General features: G+C 43.6%; 23 protein-coding genes and 1 pseudogene. 13 read left to right on the forward strand and 11 right to left on the reverse strand.

Annotation, left to right across the window (positions count from 1 at the left end; genetic code table 11):
• Window positions 1–14: 14 nt before the first annotated feature.
• Entirely contained in the window at window positions 15–1,541 is a 1,527-nt protein-coding gene (locus GVY04_02305) for a sodium/solute symporter (protein ID NBD15002.1), read from the reverse strand.
• A 403-nt stretch (window positions 1,542–1,944) separates the two neighbouring features.
• Here GVY04_02305 and GVY04_02310 point away from each other — a divergent pair, with 403 nt between their 5' ends.
• The 3 genes from GVY04_02310 to GVY04_02320 all read left to right on the forward strand — a co-directional run bounded on the left by GVY04_02310 (window position 1,945) and on the right by GVY04_02320 (window position 4,462).
• Complete coding sequence (locus tag GVY04_02310) at window positions 1,945–2,733, forward strand: PspA/IM30 family protein (protein ID NBD15003.1); 789 nt, start codon at window positions 1,945–1,947, stop codon at window positions 2,731–2,733.
• 116 nt (window positions 2,734–2,849) lie between these two features.
• On the forward strand, window positions 2,850–3,173 hold the full coding sequence (locus tag GVY04_02315; protein ID NBD15004.1) for a thioredoxin fold domain-containing protein: 324 nt from the start codon (window positions 2,850–2,852) through the stop codon (window positions 3,171–3,173).
• A gap of 113 nt (window positions 3,174–3,286) precedes the next feature.
• On the forward strand, window positions 3,287–4,462 hold the full coding sequence (locus tag GVY04_02320; GenBank protein NBD15005.1) for an LL-diaminopimelate aminotransferase: 1,176 nt from the start codon (window positions 3,287–3,289) through the stop codon (window positions 4,460–4,462).
• Window positions 4,463–4,537: 75 nt separating this feature from the next.
• Here the strand turns inward: GVY04_02320 and egtD are convergent, their stop codons facing one another.
• A complete protein-coding gene (egtD, locus tag GVY04_02325) occupies window positions 4,538–5,566 on the reverse strand; it encodes an L-histidine N(alpha)-methyltransferase (protein ID NBD15006.1) in 1,029 nt (342 codons plus the stop codon).
• A 134-nt stretch (window positions 5,567–5,700) separates the two neighbouring features.
• Between egtD and GVY04_02330 the strand changes: the two genes are divergently transcribed.
• On the forward strand, window positions 5,701–6,339 hold the full coding sequence (locus GVY04_02330) for a hypothetical protein (GenBank protein NBD15007.1): 639 nt from the start codon (window positions 5,701–5,703) through the stop codon (window positions 6,337–6,339).
• A gap of 155 nt (window positions 6,340–6,494) precedes the next feature.
• Here the strand turns inward: GVY04_02330 and psaC are convergent, their stop codons facing one another.
• The 3 genes from psaC to GVY04_02345 form a co-directional block, all read right to left on the reverse strand.
• Window positions 6,495–6,740, reverse strand: coding sequence for a photosystem I iron-sulfur center protein PsaC (gene psaC / locus GVY04_02335; protein ID NBD15008.1), 246 nt, complete (start codon window positions 6,738–6,740; stop codon window positions 6,495–6,497).
• Between the two features lie 950 nt (window positions 6,741–7,690).
• Window positions 7,691–8,641 carry a protoheme IX farnesyltransferase gene (locus tag GVY04_02340; protein NBD15009.1) on the reverse strand — a complete coding sequence of 317 codons (951 nt, stop codon included), beginning with the start codon at window positions 8,639–8,641 and terminating at the stop codon, window positions 7,691–7,693.
• A gap of 49 nt (window positions 8,642–8,690) precedes the next feature.
• The gene (locus GVY04_02345; GenBank protein ID NBD15010.1) at window positions 8,691–9,614 is read right to left on the reverse strand and encodes a heme A synthase; all 924 of its coding nucleotides are present in this window, start codon (window positions 9,612–9,614) and stop codon (window positions 8,691–8,693) included.
• 423 nt (window positions 9,615–10,037) lie between these two features.
• Between GVY04_02345 and GVY04_02350 the strand changes: the two genes are divergently transcribed.
• The 4 genes from GVY04_02350 (at window position 10,038) to GVY04_02365 (ending at window position 14,833) form a co-directional block, all read left to right on the forward strand.
• A complete protein-coding gene (locus GVY04_02350; protein NBD15011.1) occupies window positions 10,038–11,009 on the forward strand; it encodes a cytochrome C oxidase subunit II in 972 nt (323 codons plus the stop codon).
• A 25-nt stretch (window positions 11,010–11,034) separates the two neighbouring features.
• Window positions 11,035–12,699 carry a cytochrome c oxidase subunit I gene (gene ctaD / locus GVY04_02355; protein NBD15012.1) on the forward strand — a complete coding sequence of 555 codons (1,665 nt, stop codon included), beginning with the start codon at window positions 11,035–11,037 and terminating at the stop codon, window positions 12,697–12,699.
• A gap of 127 nt (window positions 12,700–12,826) precedes the next feature.
• On the forward strand, window positions 12,827–13,441 hold the full coding sequence (locus tag GVY04_02360) for a heme-copper oxidase subunit III (GenBank protein ID NBD15013.1): 615 nt from the start codon (window positions 12,827–12,829) through the stop codon (window positions 13,439–13,441).
• Between the two features lie 360 nt (window positions 13,442–13,801).
• Window positions 13,802–14,833: a J domain-containing protein gene (locus tag GVY04_02365; GenBank protein ID NBD15014.1), complete on the forward strand. Its 1,032-nt coding sequence runs from the start codon at window positions 13,802–13,804 to the stop codon at window positions 14,831–14,833.
• Window positions 14,834–14,835: 2 nt separating this feature from the next.
• On the opposite strand, the gene GVY04_02370 is transcribed toward GVY04_02365, so the two are convergent.
• Entirely contained in the window at window positions 14,836–15,429 is a 594-nt protein-coding gene (locus GVY04_02370; GenBank protein NBD15015.1) for a chorismate-binding protein, read from the reverse strand.
• A 203-nt stretch (window positions 15,430–15,632) separates the two neighbouring features.
• On the opposite strand from GVY04_02370, the gene GVY04_02375 reads away from it, so the two are divergent.
• The 5 genes from GVY04_02375 to GVY04_02395 all read left to right on the forward strand — a co-directional run bounded on the left by GVY04_02375 (window position 15,633) and on the right by GVY04_02395 (window position 19,145).
• Window positions 15,633–15,896 carry a hypothetical protein gene (locus tag GVY04_02375; protein NBD15016.1) on the forward strand — a complete coding sequence of 88 codons (264 nt, stop codon included), beginning with the start codon at window positions 15,633–15,635 and terminating at the stop codon, window positions 15,894–15,896.
• 62 nt (window positions 15,897–15,958) lie between these two features.
• On the forward strand, window positions 15,959–16,207 hold the full coding sequence (gene rpsP, locus GVY04_02380; GenBank protein NBD15017.1) for a 30S ribosomal protein S16: 249 nt from the start codon (window positions 15,959–15,961) through the stop codon (window positions 16,205–16,207).
• Window positions 16,200–16,649, forward strand: coding sequence for a KH domain-containing protein (locus GVY04_02385; protein NBD15018.1), 450 nt, complete (start codon window positions 16,200–16,202; stop codon window positions 16,647–16,649). The genes rpsP and GVY04_02385 overlap by 8 nt, the downstream gene beginning before the upstream one ends.
• Before the next feature lie 51 nt (window positions 16,650–16,700).
• Entirely contained in the window at window positions 16,701–17,657 is a 957-nt protein-coding gene (locus GVY04_02390; protein NBD15019.1) for an AAA family ATPase, read from the forward strand.
• A 723-nt stretch (window positions 17,658–18,380) separates the two neighbouring features.
• Complete coding sequence (locus GVY04_02395) at window positions 18,381–19,145, forward strand: hypothetical protein (GenBank protein ID NBD15020.1); 765 nt, start codon at window positions 18,381–18,383, stop codon at window positions 19,143–19,145.
• 11 nt (window positions 19,146–19,156) lie between these two features.
• On the opposite strand, the gene GVY04_02400 is transcribed toward GVY04_02395, so the two are convergent.
• The 5 genes and pseudogenes from GVY04_02400 to GVY04_02420 all read right to left on the reverse strand — a co-directional run bounded on the left by GVY04_02400 (window position 19,157) and on the right by GVY04_02420 (window position 26,942).
• Window positions 19,157–20,764 (reverse strand): SpoIID/LytB domain-containing protein, encoded by a 1,608-nt coding sequence (locus tag GVY04_02400; GenBank protein NBD15021.1) that lies wholly within the window; start codon window positions 20,762–20,764, stop codon window positions 19,157–19,159.
• A 56-nt stretch (window positions 20,765–20,820) separates the two neighbouring features.
• On the reverse strand, window positions 20,821–23,703 hold the full coding sequence (locus GVY04_02405; GenBank protein NBD15022.1) for a response regulator: 2,883 nt from the start codon (window positions 23,701–23,703) through the stop codon (window positions 20,821–20,823).
• A gap of 546 nt (window positions 23,704–24,249) precedes the next feature.
• Window positions 24,250–24,693 (reverse strand): annotated as a pseudogene (locus tag GVY04_02410) (hybrid sensor histidine kinase/response regulator).
• Window positions 24,694–24,871: 178 nt separating this feature from the next.
• Window positions 24,872–25,804 carry a GTPase Era gene (locus GVY04_02415; protein NBD15023.1) on the reverse strand — a complete coding sequence of 311 codons (933 nt, stop codon included), beginning with the start codon at window positions 25,802–25,804 and terminating at the stop codon, window positions 24,872–24,874.
• A gap of 1 nt (window position 25,805) precedes the next feature.
• On the reverse strand, window positions 25,806–26,942 hold the full coding sequence (locus GVY04_02420) for a succinylglutamate desuccinylase (GenBank protein NBD15024.1): 1,137 nt from the start codon (window positions 26,940–26,942) through the stop codon (window positions 25,806–25,808).
• Window positions 26,943–26,988 lie beyond the last annotated feature (46 nt).

Raw genomic sequence — 26,988 nt, forward strand, 5'->3', positions numbered from 1 at the left:
TTCCATGAATTTCTCTAGTCATCATCCTCTAAACCAGGACGTCCAAGCGGTTGATGCCTTTTGGATTCTTGAGTCCAGAGGGTTAAACCTTGTATTGACCGAGCGGGTGGAATTTTACCGCATAGAGAAATGCCAAAACCAAGGATTATTCCCATCGGCGCGGTAATTGCTGATCGCCAGATCCCTGGAAACGTTAACCATCCTGCTTCAGAACTAATAATGATTAGAATCACTGCTAAAACAGTACCATAAAAGGCGCCATTGGCATTAATGCGAGGAAACAGGACTCCCATCAAAAAAATTCCTAATAACGGCCCTAAGAAAATCGTGGTATAGCTAACAAGGAAGGGTAATAAATCTTTACCGGTTGAAGCAACATAAAAAGCCGAAAAAATACCTAAAATCCCCCAAAAAACAATTAAAATTTGCGCAACTCGTAGGGAGTTTGATTCATTTTCTTGGTGGCAGAAATATCGATCATAAAAATCAACTGTCATACAGGTTGCTAAAGAGTGTAAGGCTGAGTCAATTGATGACATCGCTGCTGCAAAAATCGCTGCTACTAAAAAACCTGATGCTCCTACCGGCACTTGGTTAACGATAAAATAGGGCAAAATTTGATCGCCAACAATCTCTTCGGGGAGACCCGTATTCAGAGAATAGAAACCAAATAAGATCACGCCGAGAAAAAGCGTCGCCGCCACTCCCACAAAGCCAGAAAACCAGCCCAGTAAAATGGCTTTCCGCGCAGAGGGCACATCAGAACAGGAAACATACCGTTGTACCGATTGTTGATTGGTCCCAGCCACAGCAAAGGCAAGGATGCCATAAGCCAACAAAGCCGTTGGTAGAGAATAGATAGAATCAGGTTCCCAAGAGGTATTAAACATGGTTAGTTTCCCGGCCTCCCCAGCAGCTTGCCACAGGGTACCCAAGCCACCATTGACACCCGAAACAGCTGCCCAAACTCCTGCGCCCAAGCCTAGAAAAATCATGCCAAACTGCAACACATCTGTCCAAACCACTGCTGTAATGCCACCCGCTACAGTGTAGACAATTGAGATTAAACCAACAATCATAATCGCTGGGTAGAGAGGAATTCTGGTTACAGTCGAAACCACCAGCGATGCCCCATAGAGCAAGGCACCCAGGCGAGCAATGACAAATAAAAGAAAGCACAGTGACCCCAGAGAGCGAGTTTTTGCATCAAAGCGCCTTTCTAAATACTCGTAGGCTGTTGTCAAATTAAGATTAATAAAAAAAGGTAAAAATAGGGCAATCACTAATCCATAACCAATTAAATCCCCCAACTGAAGTTGTAAGTATAAAAAACCATGTCCATAACCTTGCCCAGGTCCTCCGAGTAGGGAAGCAGCGGAGAATGAGGTAGCAACAATCGAAAAACCAATCGCCCACCAAGGGATTTGACGAGCACCGCGAAAATATTCATCAGTGTTATTTTGCTTACGACTCGCAATCATCCCAATGCTGATGACGATCAGGGCGTAAACGGCAACAATGCTCCAATCGATGATACCCATAGAAGATGAAAATTCTTTACGAAGTTATTCTGACCCATTAGTTGATCAATTCGGTGAAACCAGTTTTTGGTTAATTCAATTAAGGTACAGCAGAATCATCAGTCAATCAATGCCTGGCATAACTCAGTTGTGTATCGAGAAAGGTTAAACCCAAAATCTTTTGCATAATCACGAAAAACAAGTGACAATCAAATCAACTGATCTCTGTTTTCTGGATAGAGGCTGAGTGTCTTACCATAGAAACAGTAGAAACAAAGGATTGCCCCTCCAATCGCGTCAACATCTTATCATCCTTCGATGAGGTGTTAGCGCATCAATCTTCTTACCTAACGGTTCGACAGTGCTCACCGTGAATTGCTATTAACATTAAAAATCGTAAACTGCCAAAAGGACAAATCGCATTATGGGACTATTTGATCGCATCAGTCGGGTTGTACGCGCCAATGTTAATGATCTCGTCAGTAAAGCGGAAGACCCCGAAAAAATGTTGGAACAGGCACTGGTGGATATGAATGAAGACTTGGTGCAACTCCGCCAAGCCGTTGCCAAAGCCATTGCTGCTGAACGTCGGAGTCGGAAACAGTACGAAGAGCAACAATCCGAAGCTAATAAATGGCAACAAAGGGCGCAACTTGCCTTGAGTAAAGGGCAAGAAGACCTCGCTCGGCAAGCCCTGCAACGAAAAAAATCCGCTGCTGATGCTGCTGCTGCGCTGAAACCACAAGTCGATCAACAAAAATCGCAAGTTGACACTTTGAAAAAATCTTTGATTGCCTTAGAAAGCAAAATTTCGGAAGCAAAAACGAAAAAAGAAATGCTGGGCGCACGCATGAAAGCAGCGAAAGCGAACCAGCAACTGCAAGAACAAGTGGGCAACTTAAGTGGTAGTAGTGCCATGGGTGCGTTTGAACGCATGGAAGAAAAAGTGATGGAAATGGAAGCTTCTGGACAAGCCGCAGCCGAACTTGTTGGTGGTGGAGGCGGTATTGAAGACCAGTTTGCTCAACTCGAATCGGGTAGTGATGTTGATGATGAATTAGCGGCGATGAAAGCCCAATTATCTGGTTCATCCCAAAATCAGCAGGCTTTACCAGAAGGCGATCAACAAAGCAATCAACAAAATCAGGATGCAGTGAGCGATAGCGAAATGGATGCCGAGTTAGAAGCACTGCGTAGACAATTAGATGGTTAGTTATGGTATGGATTAACGATACCATTTAATCTAGAAGCAGAGGGGAAAAGGTCGGAAATCCTAACTTTTAACCCCTCTATATTTTTGATGGTTTCGTTAACGACAGAAGAAATTTTATGAGTAACTTAATTTCAACAACGGATTCTCAAATTGCTGAAGAAATTTCCCAAGCTGGACAGCCAGTGCTTTTATATTTTTGGGCGGATTGGTGTGGTCCTTGTCGTCTGGTTTCGCCGTCAGTGGAAGCACTGGCCAATGAATATAGCGAGCAAGTAAAAGTCCTCAAGCTGGAAGTTGACCCCAATCCAGAAGCGGTAAAAACTTATCAAGTGGAAGGAGTCCCGGCCTTGAGATTCATTCAAAATGGCGAGGTTCAGTGGTCTCATGAAGGGGCAATCACCAAAGATCATTTAAAAGCAAGTATCGATCAGTATCTTTGAGGATGAGGAGGAGTTGAAGTAGCACGGTGAGGAGGAGACAAGGTGAATCTTGAATTCTCCATTGCCTATTCCCTAATGACTAACGACCAATGACAAATGACGAATCACCCATGATAAAATTTGCGCAACGTCTCCAACCGCTACGTCGCAATGTTTTTGCTGATATGGACGCGGCAAAAGCAAGAGCTAAAGCTGCTGGTAAGGAAATTATTGATCTGTCTTTGGGGTCGTCTGATTTACCAGCCGGCGATCATGTTTTAGAAGCGATTAAGAATTCTCTTTATGATCCCAGCACCCACGGTTATGCCCTATTTCATAGTACCCAGCCGTTTCGAGAAGCAGTTGCCACTTGGTTTGAAACTAAATATGGTGTGCCCGTTGATCCGGAAACAGAAGTTCTAACCCTGATTGGGTGTCAAGAGGGAACCGCACATCTCCCTCTTGCTTTACTTGATCCCGGCGATATTGCTTTGTTACAAGATCCCAGTTATCCCTCTCATTCTGGTGGGATTCATTTAGCCGGGGGTGAAATTTATTGGTTGCCCACTTTGGCAGAAAATCAGTTTTTGCCCGTGTTTGCAGATATTCCGCCAGACGTGCGAGAAAAAGCACAGATGATGGTGCTGAGTTATCCTCATAATCCCACAACAGCACTCGCTCCTTTATCGTTTTTTGAAGAAGCGGTACAGTTTTGTAAAGCGAATGAAATCGCGCTCGTTCATGATTTTCCTTATGGGGATATGGTCTTTTCGGGATCACCTCCTGCCCCTTCTGTGTTACAAGCAGACCGCAATAAGGAAATTGCCATCGAGTTTTTCACGTTTTCTAAGTCGTATAATATGGGGGGCTTTCGCATTGCCTTTGCCGTGGGGAATCAAGGGTTAATTCTCGGTTTGCGACAAGTGAAAGCTGTAGTCGATTTTAACCAATATCGGGGCATTCTCAACGGCGCGATCGCGGCGTTAACCGGTCCGCAAGCAAGCATCCAGAAAACGGTGGACACCTTTGAACACCGCCGAGATGTTTTTGTGAAAGCTTTAAATCAAATTGGTTGGGAGGTACCAACACCCGCTGCTACGATGTATCTCTGGGCTAAACTGCCCGAATCTTGGCAAGGCAATTCGATGGACTTTGGCACGCAGTTAGTGGAAGCCACTGGCGTTGCTGTCGCTCCTGGTTCCGGGTTCGGTCAAGCCGGCGAAGGATATGTCCGCATGGCATTAGTGCAGGATGCGGCGAAATTAGAAGCAGCAGCAACAAAAATTGCTAAGTTTCTCCAACATTCATGAATGCTTGTTCTTTGCTGGTGCGGAAGGGGAGAGCCCCTCCCATTCTGAAACTGAATTAATTGGGTTTGAACCCGTTTAGGGGGTGACTTGACACAATAAGAGTGCAAACCAATCTTGAGGATCAGTGTAAGTGTTGAGCACTTTCAATCCAGCTTGGCTAAGTTCTTGGTCCATTTCTTGCAAATTAAACTTACGAGAAATTTCTGTATGGATGGTTTCGCCTGCAGTGAAATCTACCGTTAAATCAAGGGCTTTTAATTGCACGGTTTGCGGACGAGTGGAACGGAGATAGGTTTCAATTTGTCCCAGTTCAGAATTATAGAATGTCCAATGTCGGAAATATTGACGGTTGAAGTTGCCCTGGAAGCGACGGTTTAAGTGATCCAATAAATTATAGTTAAACTCTGCCGTAACGCCTTGGCTATCGTCATAAGCTGGTTCGAGGATAGATTTCGATTTTTGTAAGTCTAGTCCTAATAAAAAATAATCCCCTGGGTGAAGCGCGTTCTTCACATCTTGGAAAATTTCTCGACACTGTTCTGGGGCAAAATTGCCCAGAGAACTACCGAGAAAGAACACCATACGCTTTGATAAAGGAGAAGGAGGAAGATGCTGTAGCGCTTGTTGATAAGTGCCAATTAAACCATGAATTTTGAGACGGGGATAATCAGCTAAGAGTTGTTGGGCACTGGTTTCTAATATTCCAGCACTGACATCAATGGGAATATAATATAAAGGCTCTCCCAGGGCAGCATAGGCATCAAATAAGAGGCGAGTTTTGGTCGAACTGCCACTTCCGAGTTCAATCAATTCGCAATTGCCAGTCGTTTGCGCGATCGCGCGCCCATTCTCTCTTAAAATTTGCGCTTCGGTGCGCGTAGGATAATATTCCGGTAAATCACAAATCTGCTCAAATAATTCCGAACCGCGATCATCATAGAGATAGTGACAGGGAATTGTTTTTTGTTCTTGGGTCAAACCTGCAATTAGATCAGAGCCATCATTGGCAGAGGCAGTAACTGTCGGATCACTTAAATCATCAATCTTCAACCGTTTTGAAAGATCAAGGGATTCCCGATGCGCAGTTGGGAAGGAAATGGACATGAAATTCTCCGTTTTCGTTAAATTTAGGACTAAAAGCTAGTTCATCACACTGCGTTGTCCTTATTCCATCATCTAAAGTAGTATTTTTTGTTACAACATTCCCAAAGGGGGAATCTTAAACCATTCAAACCATCATGAATAATAATCTACAAGTAAATACAAGCAATTCGGATATTTCTTCCCATCAATCTATGATTGAAGCGGCAATTCAGGAAATAAAATCGGCTCGACCAAAACCGGAAACAGTTGTTAGCGCCTTAGTCAATTTAGAAAAGGTGGGAAAAAAAGCAACATCTGTTGCCTCTTATGAGCAGTTAATTGGCAAGTGGCGCTTATGCTTTATTACGGGGACCAAAAAGACTCGTCAACGCGCTGGCGTCATGTTAGGGGCGGGACGCTATCTCCCTTCTTGGCTCAAAATTCATTTATCCTATGCTGAAAACTCTGATGATCTGAATATCACTGAGACTGAGCCGGGTCGTGTGGAAAATTCGGTCAGTGTAGCGGGTTTGACGTTTACCTTATCCGGACCGACAAAATTTTTGCCGAAACAGAAGCTCTTAGCCTTTGATTTTACTCATTTAACCTGCCAAGTATTGGGAAAAGCAATCTACTCTGGCAATATTCGTGGCGGTCAAAAGAGCCAAGACAATTTTTACCAAGAACCGATCAAAAAACAAGCCTTTTTCCGTTATTTTCTCTTAGAAGAAAACTATATTGCTGCACGAGGGCGAGGGGGCGGTTTAGCCGTATGGCGACGAGAAGACGTTTAAAAAGCGGTAGGAGCTCATGTCACACAACCCGTCCTTGTGGCTAATATGACATGACCTCCCACCCACTGGTTAGATCGCAAGGGATCGCAATTTTCCTCAAAAGAGGTCGCACTGCACCTCGGCTACTCTTGTTTTTCACCGAGAAAAAATCATCACTAGTAAGCTAAGCCCATACTGCGGGTTGTTTCTGCACCCAGATAGACGCGGACACTGAGGAAGTCAGTTGGACAAGCGGTTTCGCAACGTTTGCAGCCGATGCAATCTTCAGTCCGAGGAGAAGATGCAATTTGACCCGCTTTACAACCATCCCAAGGAACCATCTCTAAAACATCGAGAGGACAAGCACGAACACACTGTGTGCAGCCAATGCAGGTATCGTAAATTTTTACGCTATGAGACATAGTTAAGACTTACTCCTTAACGGATTTTTATCAAATAAGGACACTGTTCAGATTTAGTTTACCGCAAGGCTTTCACTGCACCGGATACAAACAATAAGAAACTTTAAACTCTGTAACAAATGCCTTACAAAAAATTTCCCTTTTTCCCATAGTCTTTCCTTCAACTGTTGATAATTCCGAAACGAATTCCTGTGAGTTTTTAGCCCTGCAACAGGAGATTAGAGCAAGATGAGACTGAGAAGAACGGAAATGGTTAAGAGTGTCTAATTTCGGGATCCATTAAATGGCTTAACGGTTTGCATTGTAAAAATTCATCGTTGCGCGATCTATCGTCTTTTGGGTTCCTATAGAGTACATTCAGTAAAGCGGTTTACCCCACTGCATCTACGTCGTCCGTCAATTATGAATTAATTGCCCTCTACTACTTTTAGGAGCAGCCCTTTCAATGTCTTGTGATTTTTCCCAAATTGTAGTTCATTAAGGAAATCAATATCCTTTCTGTTGTCTTAGCGGCTCTGAGACGAGTTTACGGAATTGAGAAAATTCAACAAGAAGTTTCGAGCTACTATCTGGCTGATGAAATTCGAGGCACTTATCGGGGGATGATGATTGCCATTCCTCCTTAAGAATGGATCGTTTTTGAAAGAATGACTCTCCTTGAGTTGACCAAGATTCTACTCAATTTAGCCGCTCAGGTTAACTTGGCAGCTTTTTCACGTCATCCTCGCTCCCCAAAGAAGACCAGACGACGTCGCAAACGCACTCGTCGGAGTTAATCAGCCTCATGTTTCTACTGCTAAAATTTTATCCCAAAATTAAGACCACAAAGTTCACACCTTGAAAGGGCTGGTCCTATTGTAGTATTAACAAACTCTCTGTGTTCCTCTGTGACTCTGTGGTTAATCACAAAAAAACTCCCCAAACTAGAGCGAATGGGGGTTAATTGTAATTTAGAATTGAGCAATCGTATCAGTTACTAAACTGAGCATGTTGTGGGTCAAGGGTAAACTATCGATAACAATTCCGGTACATAACAACATCATGTAGAGAATCGAATACTTAAACACCGATCGCGCTTTCATTTTATCCTCTGGGGTTTTTCGTAACTCCCAAGTTTTGATAATAAATGTTACCCCGAGAATCCCTGCAAATAGAGCATAAATCAGTCCAGACTCACCAAGGGGATAAATCAAGCCAAATGTAAAAGGAACGACAAAAATGGTGTAAGCAAACACTTGTTCTGCGGTATTTTTTGCCCCTTTCACCACTGGTAACATGGGGACATTGACTTCTGCATAATCATCACAGATCATCATTGCTAACGCCCAAAAATGAGGGGGTGTCCAAAAAAAGACAATGGCAAATAAAAACCACGCCGTCCAGCTTAACTCACCAGTCACCGCAGCCCAGCCGACTAGCGCTGGAATTGCCCCAGCCGCACCGCCAATAACAATATTCTGGGTGCTGTGACGTTTCAACCAGTGGGTATAAACCAGCATATAAACGAAAATTCCAGAAAGGGCGAGTAACGCACTCAGGACATTGACATACCAAGCCATGAGGCTAAAGGAAAGGATCGCTAAAGCAATGGCAAATAACAAAGCGTGTTGCGGTTGTACGCGCCCCGAAGGAATAGGGCGTTTCCGAGTGCGCTGCATCTCATAATCAATATCTTTATCGTAGATACAATTGAGCGTTTGGGCAGAAGCGGCTGCTAAGGTTCCACCAACGAGAGTAATGAAGACATTGAAAGGGTCAACTTGTCCTTTTCCCGCTAACCACATCGCGGCTGCAGTTGTAATCAGTAATAGGGGAATAATACGCGGTTTGGTGAGTTGATAATAACTCTGAATCACTTGTAAAAACGTTTCGTTACGGGGAGAAAGACTAGTCCCTGTCATGTTTATTCCTTGAAAATTGAACAATGGAGAGTAATAAGCAAAGGGGCGGTTAGACTGCTGAGGAGGGAGTGGCGCAATCACGCACGGCTAATACAGTATAAGCAACTAATCCCCCTAATAAAGCTGCACCCACCGCTTGATGCGTTACGGTGAGGGGTTCCACTTGTAAATGGAGATGGAAGGTCGCAAACCCCACTAAAATTTGAAGCAGCAAAAATATACCAGAAAGATTTGCTAATTGCCGTAGCATCGGATGGAGGGCTGGCGTTCGCCAGGAAAAAATCACCACTGCCAGTGTTGCTAAACTTGCCGGAAGTACACCAACTAGATGGGTATTCATCACTGAACACAGTTCAAAGCCGGTATAACATTGATGGACTGCCCAGCGGGAGGCAATTAATCCCCCCAGCAAACTTTGTAAATAGACCAAGCCAACGGCGACACCACCGAACCAAGGAAGTTTCTTCGCCGTCGTTGTTCCTTGATAAGGCAGCAAAGCGCTTCCCATGCCAATCAACAAACAGAAAAATAGCAAAGCGGTTCCTAAATGGGCGGTGACAATATCAAAGCGCAATAACTCAGTTACTGTCAGCCCACCGAGTAATCCTTGAACAACTACTAAAACTAATGCCAATAGAGATGCCCAAGGTAGCCAACGGGGTAATTCTCGGCGAAACCAAATCGATAAACCAACCAACCCCATTGTTGTCAGCCCAATCAGGGCAGCATCAAGACGGTGAAACCATTCCAAAAAAACTTGTAAATTCATTTGTTGTGAGGGCACCACCTGACCGTAGCACAGGGGCCAATCCGGACAAGCCAAACCCGCATCCATAACGCGAGTGGCACTCCCAATTGCCATTAAAATAAAGGTTGCCCCAGCAATTTTCCAAATCAACCGTCTGACCCGTTGCTGAGCTGAAACTTTGGCTGAAGAAGAATTAACTTTTGGGTAAATCGCTGATTCTGTCATAACCGCTAAAGATTATAAAAAAAACTTTATTAGTTGCTAAGTAATAGCTCCTCAATTAACTTAGCACTTGCTAAACAGTAATTGACTCACTTTAGTCACTACTCTACTCATCTCAGTCGCTTATTGCCATTGTTTTAGATCTTCTTCAGATTAGAGAAAGCTTCCTTTGATATTTCTTTACATTTCCTCCCGATTTATTGTTTAGATTTGTTGCGATCCCAAAGAAAAGACAAAGAAAAGTTGAAAATTTACCAATTCACCTGAATTTTCTAATGGTTTGTTTTACCGTAGGTTAGGGATGAGCATCGAAAGGATAATACAAATTGGCTATAGCGTTTCTGGATCAGCAACAATTCCCAGAAAAACGATCATGAAATTAACTTGAAACTTACAAACGATTAAGCAAATCAGCGTAAAAAAACCGTGACTACTGCTAACAAAATTAAAATTGCCTCAATTGCCATCTTAATCGCCATTATTAGCCTTTGGTATGGTCAAAATCATGGTCTACTTCCCGTTGCTGCTTCCCCCGAAGCGGAAGCAGTCGATGGGATTTTTCAATTGATGATGACCGTTGCCACTGCTTTGTTTTTACTGATCGAAGGTGTATTGATTTATTCAGTAATTCGCTTTCGACAAAAGCCTGGCGATGACAGTGATGGTCCACCAACAGAAGGGAATGTCTCCTTGGAAATTGTCTGGACAGCGATTCCTACTGTCATTGTCTTGATTATTTCGATTTACAGTTTTGAAGTTTATAATTCCATGGGAGGGCTCAATCCCGAAGCTTCTAGAGATCCAGGCCCCCAACAAGTTGCTGCAGATAACTCCTCTAGCCAGGGGTTACAAGGATTAATTGCCTCAGCATCCAACTACCTTGCCCTTGGTTTAGGGGAATCACCGGGTAATCAAGCCAAAAATCTGACGCCCTTATCAGTAGATGTGAATGCAATTCAGTATGCCTTTTTGTTTACTTACCCTGATAGCGGCATTGTCTCTGGAGAATTGCATGTTCCAGTCGGGCAACCCGTTAAACTCAACATTGAAGCAGGGGATGTGATTCATGCCTTTTGGGTGCCCCAACTTCGCCTGAAACAAGATGCTGTTCCGGGTCGGGAAACTAAAATTAGTTTTACTCCTGAACGGACCGGTGAATATCCCATTATTTGCGCAGAACTGTGTGGTCCTTATCATGGCGCAATGAAAACCCAGTTAATTATTGAAAGTCGAGAAGAGTATCAAGCTTGGATTCAAGAACAACAAGTGGCTCAAAGTCAACCGCTAGACGATACAGTTGCAGTCGGTACCATCGATCCACTACTTGCCCCTTACGCGGAAAAAATTGGGGTGAATGAGGAAACACTAGAGGCATTGCCTGCCCACCACAAGCATTAATTCATTGAAGAGAGACGCTAATTTTATGACAACGCCAGTAGCAAATCCTCAAAGCGAACATCTTGAGGAAAAACGAACTTGGACCGATTACTTTACGTTTAATACGGACCATAAGGTGATTGGAATTCAATATCTTGTCACCTCTTTTATCTTTTACCTGATTGGTGGCGCACTCGCTGCTGCTGTACGCACAGAGTTAGCAACACCAGAATCAGATTTTGTCAGTCCAGAAGTCTATAATCAACTCTTTACCGTTCATGGCACAGTTATGATTTTTCTCTGGATTGTGCCTGCCGGGGCAGGGTTTGCCAACTATTTAATCCCTTTGATGATTGGGGCAAAAGATATGGCATTTCCGCGCTTGAACGCGGTGGCGTTTTGGATGATTCCCCCGGGAGGCTTGTTACTCATGGCAAGTTTCTTTGTGGGGGCACCGCAAGCGGGCTGGACATCTTATCCGCCTCTGAGTTTAATGACGGGGAAAGCAGGAGAGGAAATCTGGATTCTCAGTATTTTGATCTTGGGAACCTCGTCGATTTTGGGAGCGATCAACTTCTTGGCAACTATCCTCAAAATGCGGATGCCAGAGATGGGGTTTTTTGATTTACCCCTCTTTTGTTGGTCCATGTTGGCAACGGGGGCAATGATTTTGGTGAGTACCCCGGTATTAGCCGCAGCACTGATTCTCCTATCATTTGATTTGATTGTTGGCACTAGCTTCTTTAATCCCACGGGTGGGGGTGATCCAATTGTGTATCAGCACATGTTCTGGTTTTACTCGCACCCGGCAGTTTATATTATGATTTTGCCCTTTTTTGGGGTAATTTCAGAAGTTTTGCCGGTTCATTCCCGCAAACCAATTTTCGGCTATCGCGCGATCGCGTTTTCCAGTCTTGCCATTAGCTTTCTCGGTTTAATTGTCTGGGCGCACCATATGTTCAGTAGTGGCACACCCGGCTGGTTACGGATGTTCTTTATGGCAACAACCATGATTATCGCCGTGCCCACCGGCATTAAAGTCTTTGGCTGGTGTGCTACGATTTGGGGCGGAAAAATTCGTCTCAACAGTGCGATGTTGTTTGGCATGGGCTTTGTTTCTTCCTTCCTAATTGGGGGATTAAGTGGTGTCATGATAGCCTCAGTACCCTTTGATATCCACGTCCACGACACCTATTTCATCGTTGCCCACCTACACTATGTTCTTTTCGGCGGCAGTGTGCTTGGGTTGTTCTCAGCCGTGTATCACTGGTTCCCCAAAATGACCGGGAAATATCTCAACGAAACTTGGGGCAAAATCCATTTTGGACTCACCTTTATTGGTTTGAACCTCACCTTTCTACCCATGCACCAACTGGGCTTACAAGGGATGAACCGACGCATTGCCATTTATGATCCCGAGTATCAACTATTGAATATGGTTTGTACCGCAGGGTCATATCTCTTAGCTGTTTCTACCTTTCCTTTCTTGGCAAACTTAATTTGGTCAGTATTCAAAGGAAAAGAAGCTGGGGCAAATCCTTGGAAGGCTTTAACCTTAGAATGGCAAACGACTTCGCCGCCACTGATTGAAAACTTTGAGGAAGAACCGGTTTTATGGTCAGGTCCCTATGATTATGGCATTGATATCTCAGAAGAAGACGATCAGTCGGTAGAAGAATTGTTGTCTGAAGTGAAAGCCGACATGAGTTAAGGGTTTGTCCTTCGTCATCAGTTCTTTGTCATTTGAGAAGAAAAGATCAATGTAGAGATGTTCGATGGAATGTCTCTGCATGACCCAATCTTGTTGTAACCAATTCAATCATAAGGTCAAAAAATTTATGCAAAGTTCAACGGTTAATCAGTCCCAAGATCTTAACGATGCAGAAAGTCAAAGCACTGCCCATGAGGAACATCCCGATCATCGGATGTTTGGTGTTGTCCTGTTTCTTGTAGCAGAGAGTATGATCTTTCTCGGACTATTTGGGGCTTACCTGATTTATTCTTCAGTAATTCCAGAATGGCCTCCTGCTGGAACCCCAGAATTAGAAATGCTTCTTCCCGGAGTCAACTCAATTATTCTGATTTCGAGTAGTTTTGTGATGCACCGGGGACAAAGCGCGATCAAGAAAAACGATGTTTCTGGGTTACAGTTTTGGTTTGGCTTAACCGCAGCGATGGGGGCGATTTTCCTCGCAGGGCAACTTTATGAGTACAGTCATCTCGAATTTGGTTTAACCACCAATCTGTTTACTAGCTGCTTTTTTGTTCTCACGGGGTTTCACGGCTTACACGTCACCGTTGGCTTATTGCTGATTTTATTTGTCTTGCAGCGATCCACCCGTCAAAATCACTATACTAGTGAAGAACATTTTGGTGTAGAAGCTTCAGAACTGTACTGGCACTTTGTTGATGTGGTTTGGGTAATTTTGTTTGGTTTAGTGTACCTGTTGTAGGCTCTTGTTCTATTCAACTCGGCAATTGGACACAAAAACATCATAAGGGAGGAGTTGACGCGCGTTAACCCCTCTTTTCAAGACTCATTTGCTGATCCCCACCTGAACTATAGACTCACAAACAATCGGAGTTGGGGTAAGGCAGATTAAGGGAAAGGCTAATCGAGTTTCCAGTCAAGGGAATTTTTTATTACTGAGCTGATCGAGTTGAGTTTCAAGCAGACTATTATGGCACAATGAATGGGTAACGAAAGAATGACAAATTTTTCTCTGCATATTGATTAACTAACCCACTGGCAATCGGGTTAAGGATTTGTTATTTTTCTTCTTAAAATTGCTTCTTATCAGACGAGCTAACCCATGAGCCGATCGCGCCAATCTAATCCCTCTAAAAAGCAAGCACAATCTCTCGCTCTGTCTGCTATCCATGAGCAAATTGCTGCCTTAAAAAAAGATCAGCAATGGTTTCTCAAACAAATTCAGCGTAAACGCACTGAGTTAAAAAACTTAGTGGAACAAATGCAAGACATTTCCCGAGAGATGTTTCAGCGCTGTCGCCCGGTTGTGGAAGAAATGATGGAGCGCGATCGCGAAATTCATCACCTATTCCAAGAGATTTTTACCAAGCGAAAATTTGGGAAAAAAAGCCGAAAACAAATTCAAAGTGTTTATAAATCTCTGCAAGAGGATGGCATTATTAGTCCCGACGAGGAGGACGATGAAGAAGCCAACTTTTTTTCCGGTCCCTTTGCAGAAGCATTTGCCAATCCTGAACCGAGCGCAGAAGACGAACAAGAAACTCACCAGCAACGTGAAATAAGTGATCCCCCAGCCAATCAACGTAAAATCAGGGATATTTTTCTGCGCTTAGCCAGTCGCTTTCACCCCGATAAAGTGACCGACAGCGAAACGCAAGATCAATATACGGCGATCATGCAAGAAGTCAACCAAGCCTACCAACAAGGCGACTTTGCCAAACTCCTCGAAATTGAACGTAAGCAACATGAGGTAGCAACTCTTGAGTTGAATGAAGATCAAGAAAGTAGTGCCGAAAAGCAACGCTCACAACTGACACGAGAGAATGAACTCCTCGCCCAGCAATACGAAGAAATTAAACAAGAGCTCCGCTACCTCAGAAGAACACCAGAAGGAACCGTGGTTACCGACTATCGACGTGCGACCAAAGAAGGAATTGATCCCATTACTGATGTTGTGGCAGAAGCAGAGGAGCAATTAAAAGTTATCACCGAAATTCGCGACTTTGTGCGTGATTTTCGCGACAAAAAAATGACAATTCAACAATTTCTCAGCGGTCCTGATTTAGGAACAACCCTGACTGCTGAAGACTTGGAAGCCATATTGGGTGAGATGTTTGAAATTGAGTTTCGATGAAATTAACTGGCTGGCACTTCATGGGCAAAACTTTTCCAGCGCACAAACTGGAACGCCCCCGCAACCGATCCCCAGACGTGCTCATCCGTTTTTGGATCGCGTCCTCGGTCTAAACTAGTAAACTGATTGGCATCAATTTCAAACGTACTATCCAGATAAGTTTCCTTTCCTTTACGGACAACTTTACAGGCTTTACCTGGTTCAACTTCTCCCTGAAAACTACTGCCCGTCCAAGAAACAATCATATTGCAACCCGGGAGTTTTTCTAAATTCTCCGCTGTCAGCTTTTGTAACCGGTCTGGTTCTCGACTCGCCCCAAAAAATGCACTGGCATCTTTTAGCGTATAGTTTTCAATTTCAATATGGTCATCAACGGCTAATAGCTTGAGGACACGCATCCGATAGGGATTATTTAACATATAGTCGTAGGCTTGTTCGACAAACAAACTAATCCCAGATAGCAAGTCCACCGGTAAAGGGCGCATACAGACCCGAATATGCGCAAAAAAAGGAGGATTAGTAAAGGCTTGTTCTTGATTACTAAAATCGGCAGCCATCCAGCGACCGAGAGTGACAATATCAGTAGCGTGAGACATATCGATATATCGTTTTCTAAAACTTTTACTAATTGTCTATTATTCAGCTGACCTTGTCTATTGTCGAAGGGAGTTCCTTCAAACTCTGTATAATTCTAGTATTTTTTTGATCAATCAGAGATTTTACTGAGTGTGCATTGAGCAGGGTTGAAGTTACACTCAAAGCAGAGGGTAAAAATATGTTAAGAGAAAGGGGGTGTGCGATGAAACAACAACCAACCGCGATTGTGGAACTCTCAAAAAACATTTCCGTGCGCACCACAATGCCGGAAAGTAATTACCCTGCCTTACGTTCTGGGTTTGAAGGCTATCCACCTAACCCCCGTTGGACTGTCAGTAAGTATCGTGCCTGGAAAACGGGACAGCAATGGCGTAACGCGCTCCAGCGGGGAGAGATGGTTATCCAGCGCGATCAACTCCTTGTCACTGCCAAGAAGCAACCGCGAATGGGACGTCAAACGGTCTAGACCAATCCGGTCTCAATTCGGTACAATTGTAAGATGTGACTATTAACTGAACTACGGAGAAAATGGTAAAACTGCGTCTAAAACGGTTAGGTAAAAAAAGAGAAGCTAGTTATCGGATTGTTGCGATGAACAATAGTAGCCGTCGCGATGGTCGTCCCTTAGAAGAATTAGGATTTTATAATCCCAGAACGGGTGAAACCCGTCTCAATGTCCCTGCCATTGTGAAACGATTGCAACAAGGTGCGAAACCGACCGAAACCGTCGATCATATTTTGAAAAAAGCGCAAGTGTATCAACAAGTGAATGCCTAATTATGTCAATTCCTCATCCCCTGCATCGCACCAGCCCCAATATGCTGAATTAGTCCGATTTTTGTTAACTCCCCTGCTCGATGTCCCGGAAAGTTTACGAATTGATTGTGAATGGACAAATAGCAATCAACGAGTTTGGATTCGTTTGGCGTTAGAAAAAAATGATCAGGGAAAGTTATTTGGGCGAGGCGGACGAAATCTGAGTGCGATCCGTACGGTGTTGAGAGCTGCTGCGACAGCAGCACAACAATCGGTTTATCTGGATATTTATGGGGAGAAAGAAACGACAACCGAAGTTGGGAAGATGGGTAAACCCACTTCGCGTTCGGAACGACCGCAGAAAGCATTGGGAAAAGAAGGGAAGCGAAAACCCCAAAAACGGTCTAAACCGAGCTCCAATCGTTCTTCTGACCAACAATCAGAACAGGCTCCTTCTGCGTAAGGAGGCATCTTCTCTGACCCATTAACGCCAAAATACTCATAATCAATTCAGATGACAGAGGCGGTCAAAACCATCGAATTACCCAGTAGCGAGAGCGCGATCGCACTCGCCGGACCCCAAGAAGCTAATCTCAAAACCCTTTCCCGACAAACTGGGGCAAAATTAGTGATGCGAGGGCAAGAGCTCTTAATTACTGGTCAAGAAAAGCCAGTGGAACGCTGTCTAGCGGTTGTGCGCTCGCTCAAACCCTACTGGGAAGAAGGAAAAGCGATCTCCAAAGCGGAGATCATGACCGCCTTTCAAGCTCAAGACACGGGACGCTTAGAAGACTATCAAGATCTGCAAAAAAATGTTCTGGCGCGCACCCGTAAAGGTGAACAAATTCGTGCTAAAACGTTTCGACAACGACAATATATTAAAGCCATTCAATCTCACGATATTACCTTTTGCACCGGTCCAGCAGGAACCGGTAAAACCTTTCTCGCTGCAATTTTGGCCGTGCAATGTTTATTAAAAGGAGACTACGAGCGTCTCATTTTAACTCGCCCCGCCGTAGAAGCGGGAGAAAAATTAGGCTTTCTTCCCGGTGATTTACAAGAAAAGGTCAATCCTTTCCTGCGCCCTCTCTACGATGCACTGTATGAACTCATTGACCCGGAAAAAATCCCAGATTTAATGGCAAAAGGAACGATAGAAATTGCCCCGCTTGCCTATATGCGCGGGCGGACTCTCAATAATGCCTTTGTGATTGTTGATGAAGCCCAAAATACAACCCCAGCGCAAATGAAAATGGTCCTCACTCGCTTGGGTTTTTCCTCTCGCATGGTGGTTACAGGAGATATCACACAAACTGATTTACCTTATCATCAAGAGTCGGGGCTCGTCACCGCTTTAAAAATTTTGAAATCTGTTGAAGGGATTGCTGTTTGTGAATTTTCCCAAGGGGATGTTGTCCGTCATCCTCTGGTTCAGAGAATCGTTGCCGCTTACGAACAACATGAAATGTGATGTTGTTAGATGCTTTAGCCTTTCTCATTCTTTTATTCTAAAAAGCTTGAATCGCGAAGTCCCTTAACAGTTCTCGCTATATGTAGCCCAGACTAACATCAAATTCCTCAACTGTGATTAGCGCGATCGCGAAGATCTAGAAAATAGTAGCACTTGGGTGCGAAATTTGCGAAAAAATGATTGGTCAGAAGCTCGTGACTAATTCAACTCTAATTGATACTGACATCTGGGTGAAGAACCAAGAATCCCCGCCCTTCTAGGGCAGTGGAGCGTCAACAACCAATTTCTGATTAAGCAGTTGAATTACTGCGTATGTATCGCCTCAGTCACGGCTTACTGATTTCTGATAGCTTGATTGCAACGACAGCAATAATATGCGATTGCCCTTTGATCACTAAGAACCAACGAGACTACCGATTCATTCCAAATCTCAATCTCTTGCCTTATCCATAATTAAGCATAACAATTCCTTGGAATAAACGATGCCTAAGTTAAGTGAGCCCGCGATCGCGCAAGGTAAATGCTAACGCAAGGGGCGATCAATCATGAGTATTGTAGAGAAGCAGCGATTGGACTCCCTCCATGCTTCACAAACGCGCGAGCTTTAGGAAATTTCCTAGTTGCTAAGATAAATCAACAACTTGAAACTTGGCGCGATCATACGTCCTAAAAGAGCAAGATAACTGCTATCATTCCTGGTGCGTATTATATTGGGAGGGGTCTATGGCAATTATTGCGCTACGAGCTTGGTATTTAGAGGAATATGAGCCGATTCAGGAGTTGATGCAACGTCCTCACAATTTACGGTTAAGTAAAAGTAGTCTCTTAAAGTCTGGACTGAGAGCAGATTTTTTGGATGAACGAGAAACAGTGGTAGCAGCAGAGTGGTTTCAACGTTATTTAGCAGGGGAAACGGTTGAGTTCTACATTGAAGGGAGTGGCGGGTATTATATTGCTAATATTGATGTTATTTCTCAAGAGATTTACTTTATTAAACAGGAGATTAGTGCCTTACTCGATCCTGTTATTTATTTTTCCTATCAGCAAGAATATACGGCAGCGTATGAAGCATTACAGAAAGTTCTAGAAGAGACAATTGAAACGTTTAATCGTAAAACTCGCGTTCCGCTTCGTTTGGAATATTCGCTTCGTCCACAAGACGATCCTTTGCGCCTCAGTAAGAATCAATTAAGGAAAATTCGTAAGAGTTTAGTGTTTATTGCCGATGGCACACCTGTGGCACAAATTCCGAAAGAAAAGACGACAGTGTTACTACCAAGTCCTACTGTTAGCGTTGAATTAGGGTATGCGTTGCAGTGTAAGCGAAGAGAGCATATTTTGTTGACTCAAATGGAACACTGGCAGGGAGAGTATCCCTTTGATCTGCCTCATCCGCAACAACTGTTATTTAAGAGTAGCACTGATTTGAAAGTCACTCTCCCTGAGCTGTTGGAAGTTATGCTACAACGGTTTCATTTACTGGTTTAAAAAGTTCCTAGTTAAGGAGTTCTTAATTGAGTGATGGCTTCCTCAAGCGGAATAATCTCTGTTTTTGGGTAGTAAAAGGAGAGAATTTCCTGAGCTGACCAGCCCTGTTGGGCAAGAGAGTGGGCACCAATTTGACTCAAGCCCACACCATGACCAAAGCCACCGCCAACAAACTCATAACCTTGTAGTTTGTTATCGCTGTTGCGGACTGGATTGAGATAAAAAAGAGTGCTACGTGGCGGTTCAAAAGCACTACGGACTTCTGTTTTTTCAAGGGTAATCGTTCCTTGATCAGTGTCAACCTTCATTGCCAAGATTCGCCCAGAGCGCGATCGCGCTGTTATCGCCATCTTCTCAATCGCTGTCATTTTCTCGGCTAGGGGATGATTCAGGCGAGTTAAATACTTCTGTAAATCTTCTGTTAACTCTTCAAGACTACTTTCTCGTTCCCAGCGAAAGGCGCGACTCCCGGTCTCATTAAACCCTTGTTGCTGATTAATAAAGGCCCGAAAATTGCTTTCATCACTCAGAGGACGTTTATCTAAATTCCACACAGACTGCGCTGAATCGACAACCGACCGTAAATAAGGACGTTGCCGACCATCCCAAATATCACTAAAAAATGCCGTGACACCGCCAGTGGTGGAAGAATATAGGGCATCAACCAGTTGACCTTCATAAGTGAGAACCTGTTGTGCGGTTTCTTGAATGGCGCGATCGCTGCGTTCGTTAGTATCACTCAGCCCCCAATACACCTGACAATGAGTGTTGGCGCAAATTTGATAATCATCGGCTTGAAAGCGATGCAGATTTCGCAACGCATAGGTACGAGCAATAATTGCTTGCGCTTTTACGGCTTCTAAGGGTGCTTTCGGTCCAATTTCATGGGGAACCACCCCCCGTAAGTAAGACTCAACCGGCACGATGTTCACCAGCGTATAGTTCCCGTAAGAATTAGGCTGGAGACGCAAATGCCCCGGATAAAGACGACGAGGAACTTCACTGGCATCAACAGACACTTGTTCGGTCTGATGATGAATCTCTAATGTTTCTGGGCGATATCGTTTTTCATCGATCACAAAAGAAACTTCAACTACTTCCTCCAATACTTCTGTTTCTAAATACGGAGTTTGGTAACCTTCCCTTTGCAAGTTTTCTAATAAAAGGCGCCGCAACAAAAGCGAGTGATAAACCTCCGGTTTCGCCCAAACTTGCCAGCGCCCTGGCTGTGTTACCTCTACAATTAATCCCCGTTTTTCCCAAGTCTTGGCACTGCTTTCTGCCGTCTCGAAGGTTGCATGATCACTTAAAATTAGACGTTCCCTGACTTTCGGCTTAACCAAAGGCACAGCTTTGATTTCTAAAGTTAACCGATCTGTCTTTAAGGTTTGAGTCGTTCCCTCTTTTTCTACAGTTACTGTTAAGGGAGTTGAGTCCGGACTGGTAATCGTTATTTCATCGCTCAGTTCTTCTCCAAATCGCTGCACGATTCCCACTTCAATGGGAAAAGCTTCGCTTCTGGCAGGTAGGGGCATCAATAGGCTAAAGGCACTGAGTAATCCAATCAACGATACTCCTAAACCTTTTCCTAAGTTAGACCCCGGAATGGCCGCTGCCATTGAATGTTGTTTTTTTTTGACGGTTAGTCGATGCAAGCGATTATTTTGATTGATCATTACTGCGTGAAACTACTACTAGTGACCTGACGACTCATCATGTTTTCTCCTTTTAGCATACGTTTCGCTGCATCCAATAACACCTCTTCTAAATAAGGCTTAGTGAAGTATCCTTTTGCCCCGAGACGATATGCCATTTGTCGATGACGTTCCGCCCCGCGTGAAGTCAACATTCCCACTGGTAAGTCGGCAAATCGTTCTTCTTGTTTGACGCGAGATAATAACTCTAAGCCATCCATTTTCGGCATTTCAATATCACAGAACATCATATCGCAAACTAAGCCCGCTCGCAGTTTATCCCAAGCTTCTTTGCCATCACGGGCTTGTTCAACGCGATAACCGGCTTTGGCAAATGTCATTGAGAGTAACTCCCGCACGGTAATGGAATCATCAACAATGAGCACCATCGGTTCTGCCTCGCCTGCTTGTTGTGCCATTGCTTGTTCTTGCTGCGCCAGCATTGAGTTCATTACATCTTTACGAACCCGTCCATAGAATAAATCAATCAATTCTAAAACATCCGCGATCGCCATGACACTGCCATCAGAAATCACGGTTACCCCAGCCATTCCAATGGGTTTAGGAATGGGACCAGCCAGTTGTTTAATTACAATTTCTTGTTGTCCCAGCACTTGATCCACCTGAACCGCCACTAAATTCCCTGTACTACGGAGTACGACAATGGAAATTTCATCATCTTCTGATTGAGCGGCAAAAAGATTACTGCGGGTCAGCGTGCGATTATAGGAAAGAAGTTCTGACAGAGGTTTAAACGGGAGTAGCGTTGAGCTCTTTTGCCAGCGAATAAACCGTTCTCCGTCTTTATTGACTTTGATATTGTCTTGGGTGGTTTCAAATTGATCTTCCACCCCATCCATCGGAAAAGCAAGATTAGATTGATTGAGTTTACAACAAAGTGCTGTTGTGATGCTAAGCGTTAAAGGTAAGGCAATGGTAAAGGTGGTTCCTTTACCAGGAGAAGAGTCAATGTTGATACTGCCGCGAAGTTTGCTTAAAGAGGAACGAACAACATCCATCCCAACACCGCGTCCAGCAAAGTCATCGGCTTGCTCCTTGGTGCTAAACCCAGGGCTAAAGATAAAGTCAAAAATATCAATATCAGGAAGAGCACTGGCGTCCGCTTTAGAAATCAAGCCTTTCTCTACTGCTTTGCGTCGAATCCCAAGGGGATCAAGCCCCGCACCATCGTCAGAAATTGCAATGATCGTCTGATTGCCTTGGTGCCGGGCTTCTACTTTAATTGTTCCAGTGACTGGTTTACCAAATCGCTGCCGTTCTTCTGGCGACTCAATTCCATGAGTAATGGCATTGTTAACCAAGTGAGTCAATGGGTCATAGAGTTGCTCGAGAATCATCTTATCGACTAACGTCTCTTTCCCCTGCACTTCCAATTGCGCTTTCTTCTCTAATTTTATGGAGATATCCCGTACTGCTCGCGGTAAGCGATCAGCGACTTGGGAAAAGGGAACCATGCGGGCTTCTGTAAACCCTTCTTGGAGTTGACCGGTCACTTGACGGAAAATTCGGGCTTCTTGTTCAACTTTGTCAACTAAAAATTCAATATCCGACCCCGACTCTCGCACGCGCACAATCAACTCAATGATCTGTTGGGAAAGTGAATGGAAGCCGCTAAAACGGTCCATTTCTAGAGGATCATACTCCTCATTATAGGTTATCTGAGAATCGCTACTGTGCTCACTATTTTTCCGGCTTGCTCCCATTTGGCCGTTGCTATAGGATTTACTCAGCCGTAAAGAATTCTCTAACAAAGACCGCTCATAAAGGTCTTGTATCTGTACGCCCAAATCGTTTAGATCTTGTAGCCGTTCTAATAAGTTATCTAAAAACTGTTGTAATCGCTCTTGGTCTTGTTCCAAACTATTACGATTAATCACTAACTCCCCAATTAAGTTATTGAGGTTATCCATTAAGCGTACTGGAACCTTGAGTGTTTGTTCAAATATACTGACTCCTCCCTGTGCTGCTGGCGCTGCAACTGGAGGCTGCTGTGTTGCTGGGGCAGGGGGTGTAATCTCAGTGGTACTTGCTTCTGTGGCGATTTGTTCCGGTACTTGTTCAATATAAGCTTCTAAGGCAACGCGATCAAAGTCTGCTTGATTCTGTAGTTGAGCAGGGGCATTAATCAAGTGCTCTAGATCTTCTATCTCTTCGTAATAATCGAGAGCAAAACTTAGCTGTTCTCCTACCGATTCTTGGATGTAAGTTGAGGAAAAAGTTTTGTATTCATCGTATGTTGTTTGAAAAGCGAGGCTATCTTCTACCCCCTGAATAAATGTTTTCTCTTTTTCATTAGCAAAAATTGATTCAAGGTCTTCTAGGGGTTCAAAGATTTGTTGTGACCAAGAGAAATCTTCTGTAGAAGACTCTTCATCTGGATAGAGATCATCGAGTTTGGAGAGGGCTTCTTCTTCTTCTTCTTCCTTGCTAGGTTCTTGCTGTTCACTCGCATCTAAAGCTTGGAACAGTTCATTCCATTCTTCATCGGCACTGCTATCTTTGTGATCATCTAAGTTCAGGTTTTCCCTTGCAGTCTCTATATTCCAGGACTCACTTTGCTGGCTAGAGACACTTTCTTGTTCTAAGTCTATTTCTGCTACCAAGCGTTCATCATCATGATCTTCTTCGGCAAATAATTCCTCGAAAAAGGCCTCTTCATCATCAGTTTCTTGGCTATTTTCTGGGAGCCATTGTTCTAGATCTAATTCAGCATCTTCATCTTCTAAAATGATTTCTTGCTCATGCCATGATTGTGAATTTTCTTCCCCAATTGCTGATTCTTCAATCCATAATTCAAGATCTTCGTCAGAAGCATCAACTTTCTCAGGAACATTAAGATTCATTTCTTCTTTATTCCATAAGTCAGTTTCTAGATCGAGACTCTCTAAGAAATTTAAATTTTCATTAGAAGTACTTGCTTCAGAAATACCAGATAGATCAGTAATTGTTGTTTTCTCATCTAATTCTTCTGAGTCTAGTGCATTGGAATCCTCTTGCTCACTATCGAGATCATCATCGTAGTTTCGTGTATCCCACGGTGAGGACAACTGTAAAGACATTGCTTTTAAGCGTTGACTCGGTTGAATGGTATAGGCTTGACCTTGCTCAAGCAAGTTTTGAGCGTCTCGAATGTCGGCGATCGCGCACTCTGCTGCAGTTTTGACGGAGTTTTCGGTTGCCGCGATCGCGCTTTGAGCGATTTTAAGCAGTTTAACCCAAGTCGGTAAGTTGGCTTGTACCCCAATTTGCTCTAGCACCTGGCAATGTTCGGTTAATACGCTGCGGTAGTGAGACGGATTTTCTTGCTCAAGGATCTCTTCCATTGCGTTTAACTCAGCCTCAACTTGCTGCTGAAAAAAGTCACTGTCTAGACTCAATTCATTCACCGTTGCTTCTTCATGCAAAATCCGAGACTGCAGGTAGTTTTTAGCCTCGTTTAACTGGGGCTGCAGTCCTTTGAACACTTCTCGTTCGACACCCTCTGTATATTCAGTGGGTTCTTCCGAGATAGCGTGCATTTCAACCAAGCCTTGAAACGTATCAAAAACTTGCCACAATAACTCTTCCAAACGTTTATCGCTAACCACAGAGGCCGTTCTCATCACTCCAAAACAGTCTTCAAAAAACTGAGCAATTTCTTGCATCGTCTGCATTTCATGAAGAACCGCCCCTCTATTTAGAGACTCAGCAGCATCATGAAGACGTTTTAGCGTTTCTGGTTGTCTGACGACACCTGATAAGTTTAGTAGCCCACGCTCAATGGTTTCCAGATGAGTTTTTGCATCTAGTAGATATTGTTTCCGGTCCGGGGTTTGGGGTTGGTTTGGCTGCATAGTCACGTCCGTCTCTTCCTTGCTTCGCGTTTTAAATGGACAGCGATTAATTTCTTGCCTTGATTATAATCACTCTAATAAAGTTATGAAAGTTCTGTAATATTACTGAGTTGAAAAACTCTTTGCCAGCTACTTTAACCAATATTTTAGCGCTGATAGAGGGGTTGAGTCTTTGTTTTTAATTTTCCTGAAAGTAGCCAAATTCAGCAACTTGTCGAGCTGAATCCCGCCATTTCGCTTGTACCCGAACAAACAATTCTAAATACACTTTCCCGGCAATCATCTTTTGCATTTCGGCGCGGGCGGCTGTCCCAATTCGTTTGAGCATTGTTCCTTTCTTTCCAATTAAAATTCCTTTCTGTGAAGGACGCTCAACATTGATTGTTGCGCGAATGGTGGTGAGATTCTTTTCTTCAATAATCTGATCAATAACAATCGCAACCGAATGCGGAATTTCTTGCCGAGTTTCCTGTAAAATTTGCTCTCGAATTAACTCTGCCATCACTAACCGTTCCGGTTGATCACTCACTAATTCCGGTGGATAGTAGTAGGGACCAACATCTAATTTTTGTCTGAGTTGGACTTGTAACTCTTCTAACCCCAATCCTGTCAAAGCTGAAAATTCTACAGCATCCCATTTTCGTTCTTGTAAAAGAGTCTCATAGGTGGCGCGATTTTTGGCTCTTTGTTCGCCATCCACTAAATCAGTTTTATTCAAGCCAATCATCACAGGAACTTGAGTTTTTCTTAGTAATTCAGCAATGTAGCGATCGCCGCCCCCAGCTGGCGTTGAAGCATCAACGACAAATAAAATTAAATCCACCGCATCAATCGTACTCTGAGCATTCTTCACAATCACTTTGCCCAATTCATGATGCGGCTTATGAATGCCGGGCGTATCCACAAAAATCATCTGTGCTGTTTCTGTAGTCAGAATTCCTCGCAAACGATTACGAGTGGTTTGCGCCACTGGGGAGGTAATCGCGACTTTTTCCCCAACTAACTCATTCATCAGTGTCGATTTTCCCACATTGGGTCGCCCAATCAGACCAATAAACCCTGACTTAAAATCTGGCGGTGCAACCGGAATTTGTCCAAAGCCATCAAGCATTTCATTCTTCTCTCTCTAGTATGGTTAAAACGTATTCTCCTTCATTTACACCTTGATTGGTTCCAAGATCAAAAACGAAACCTGCTTTTTCTGCGGTTATGGTTATCTTTTGTAAGGCTTCTCCTTGCTTATTCAACTCTAAAATTTGATAAATGATATCTCCTTTTTTAACAACTGTTTTTAAATCAGCACAGCTTTGAATGATCCCTCCTGTCGGAGCATAATATTTTTTAATCTGTTCTTTTTGAACAAACGCTACTGTATGATTTGAAGTGGCGGTTCGGGGAAACTCCTCACTCTTCACAACCCCCTGATGCACCAAATAGTTTTTTATCCCTCTTACTCCTTTTTTAACTGACTCCGGTTGGACTGTCATCCCACTTCCTAACTCTAACGTCCAAGCAGCAACATCAAATTTAACGTCCCGTCCAAGTTCTCGAAATTTTTCTTCTAAAGTTAGCCAAGGCTTAAGAAACGCTTCATCAAACGTATATCCTGCTGGTTCATCAACCTGAATTCCAACATCTAACAAAAATGCTTGTGTTGCCTTTTCTTGACCCGGAAAAGTAAATAAATAATCAATGCCACGGTTACTGGAACTATGAATATCAATGACGTAATTGGCATCTAAACAAAGGGACTGTAACGTTTGCTGATACTTAACCCCATAGCGAACCCCGTAGGATTGACGATCCTGCTCAATTTGTTCTTGCAACCGAGCTTTAATTCGTTCTAAATAGCTGTTATAAATCGATTTGAGATCGGCTTCTAAGTAATTTTGGGCAAACCCATAAACCTCATCTTCTTCAGCAGAATAATCCCAAAAAATACGATTCCAGTCTTGACCATCGTAACTGTTATAACGTCCAGGATTAAAAAAATGCGCTCGCTGATTCATGCCAACAGGATTACAGCCCGGAACTAACCAAATCTCACCCAATAAATTTTCTGGATCAAGTTTGGTGAGCCAATGGTACAGTTCTGCAATGACAACGTTACCAATAATTTCTGCACCATGTAAATTGGCTTGAATATAAGTTTTTTGACCGGGTTTCCCCTGAAACTGATAAATCTGTAATGCTAGATGATCGCCTGAAGAAAGACGACGTAGATTAATGGTTTCAATATTCGGTTGCATTAGAATAAGAATTCAACAGTGAGTTGTGTTTTTTTATTAATTACTC

It is taken from the genome of Cyanobacteria bacterium GSL.Bin1 (assembly GCA_009909085.1).
GTDB lineage: Bacteria > Cyanobacteriota > Cyanobacteriia > Cyanobacteriales > Rubidibacteraceae > Halothece.

Excerpts from the sequence above, each read along its gene's own strand:
- GVY04_02305 (NBD15002.1), bottom strand. The coding sequence starts at position 1,541 with ATGGGTATCATCGATTGGAGCATTGTTGCCGTTTACGCCCTGATCGTC.
- GVY04_02310 (NBD15003.1), top strand. The coding sequence starts at position 1,945 with ATGGGACTATTTGATCGCATCAGTCGGGTTGTACGCGCCAATGTTAAT.
- GVY04_02315 (NBD15004.1), top strand. The coding sequence starts at position 2,850 with ATGAGTAACTTAATTTCAACAACGGATTCTCAAATTGCTGAAGAAATT.
- egtD (NBD15006.1), bottom strand. The coding sequence starts at position 5,566 with ATGTCCATTTCCTTCCCAACTGCGCATCGGGAATCCCTTGATCTTTCA.
- GVY04_02330 (NBD15007.1), top strand. The coding sequence starts at position 5,701 with ATGAATAATAATCTACAAGTAAATACAAGCAATTCGGATATTTCTTCC.
- psaC (NBD15008.1), bottom strand. The coding sequence starts at position 6,740 with ATGTCTCATAGCGTAAAAATTTACGATACCTGCATTGGCTGCACACAG.
- GVY04_02340 (NBD15009.1), bottom strand. The coding sequence starts at position 8,641 with ATGACAGGGACTAGTCTTTCTCCCCGTAACGAAACGTTTTTACAAGTG.
- GVY04_02345 (NBD15010.1), bottom strand. The coding sequence starts at position 9,614 with ATGACAGAATCAGCGATTTACCCAAAAGTTAATTCTTCTTCAGCCAAA.
- ctaD (NBD15012.1), top strand. The coding sequence starts at position 11,035 with ATGACAACGCCAGTAGCAAATCCTCAAAGCGAACATCTTGAGGAAAAA.
- GVY04_02360 (NBD15013.1), top strand. The coding sequence starts at position 12,827 with ATGCAAAGTTCAACGGTTAATCAGTCCCAAGATCTTAACGATGCAGAA.
- GVY04_02365 (NBD15014.1), top strand. The coding sequence starts at position 13,802 with ATGAGCCGATCGCGCCAATCTAATCCCTCTAAAAAGCAAGCACAATCT.
- GVY04_02370 (NBD15015.1), bottom strand. The coding sequence starts at position 15,429 with ATGTCTCACGCTACTGATATTGTCACTCTCGGTCGCTGGATGGCTGCC.
- GVY04_02375 (NBD15016.1), top strand. The coding sequence starts at position 15,633 with ATGAAACAACAACCAACCGCGATTGTGGAACTCTCAAAAAACATTTCC.
- rpsP (NBD15017.1), top strand. The coding sequence starts at position 15,959 with ATGGTAAAACTGCGTCTAAAACGGTTAGGTAAAAAAAGAGAAGCTAGT.
- GVY04_02385 (NBD15018.1), top strand. The coding sequence starts at position 16,200 with ATGCCTAATTATGTCAATTCCTCATCCCCTGCATCGCACCAGCCCCAA.
- GVY04_02390 (NBD15019.1), top strand. The coding sequence starts at position 16,701 with ATGACAGAGGCGGTCAAAACCATCGAATTACCCAGTAGCGAGAGCGCG.
- GVY04_02395 (NBD15020.1), top strand. The coding sequence starts at position 18,381 with ATGGCAATTATTGCGCTACGAGCTTGGTATTTAGAGGAATATGAGCCG.
- GVY04_02400 (NBD15021.1), bottom strand. The coding sequence starts at position 20,764 with ATGGCAGCGGCCATTCCGGGGTCTAACTTAGGAAAAGGTTTAGGAGTA.
- GVY04_02405 (NBD15022.1), bottom strand. The coding sequence starts at position 23,703 with ATGAATCTTAATGTTCCTGAGAAAGTTGATGCTTCTGACGAAGATCTT.
- GVY04_02415 (NBD15023.1), bottom strand. The coding sequence starts at position 25,804 with ATGCTTGATGGCTTTGGACAAATTCCGGTTGCACCGCCAGATTTTAAG.
- GVY04_02420 (NBD15024.1), bottom strand. The coding sequence starts at position 26,942 with ATGCAACCGAATATTGAAACCATTAATCTACGTCGTCTTTCTTCAGGC.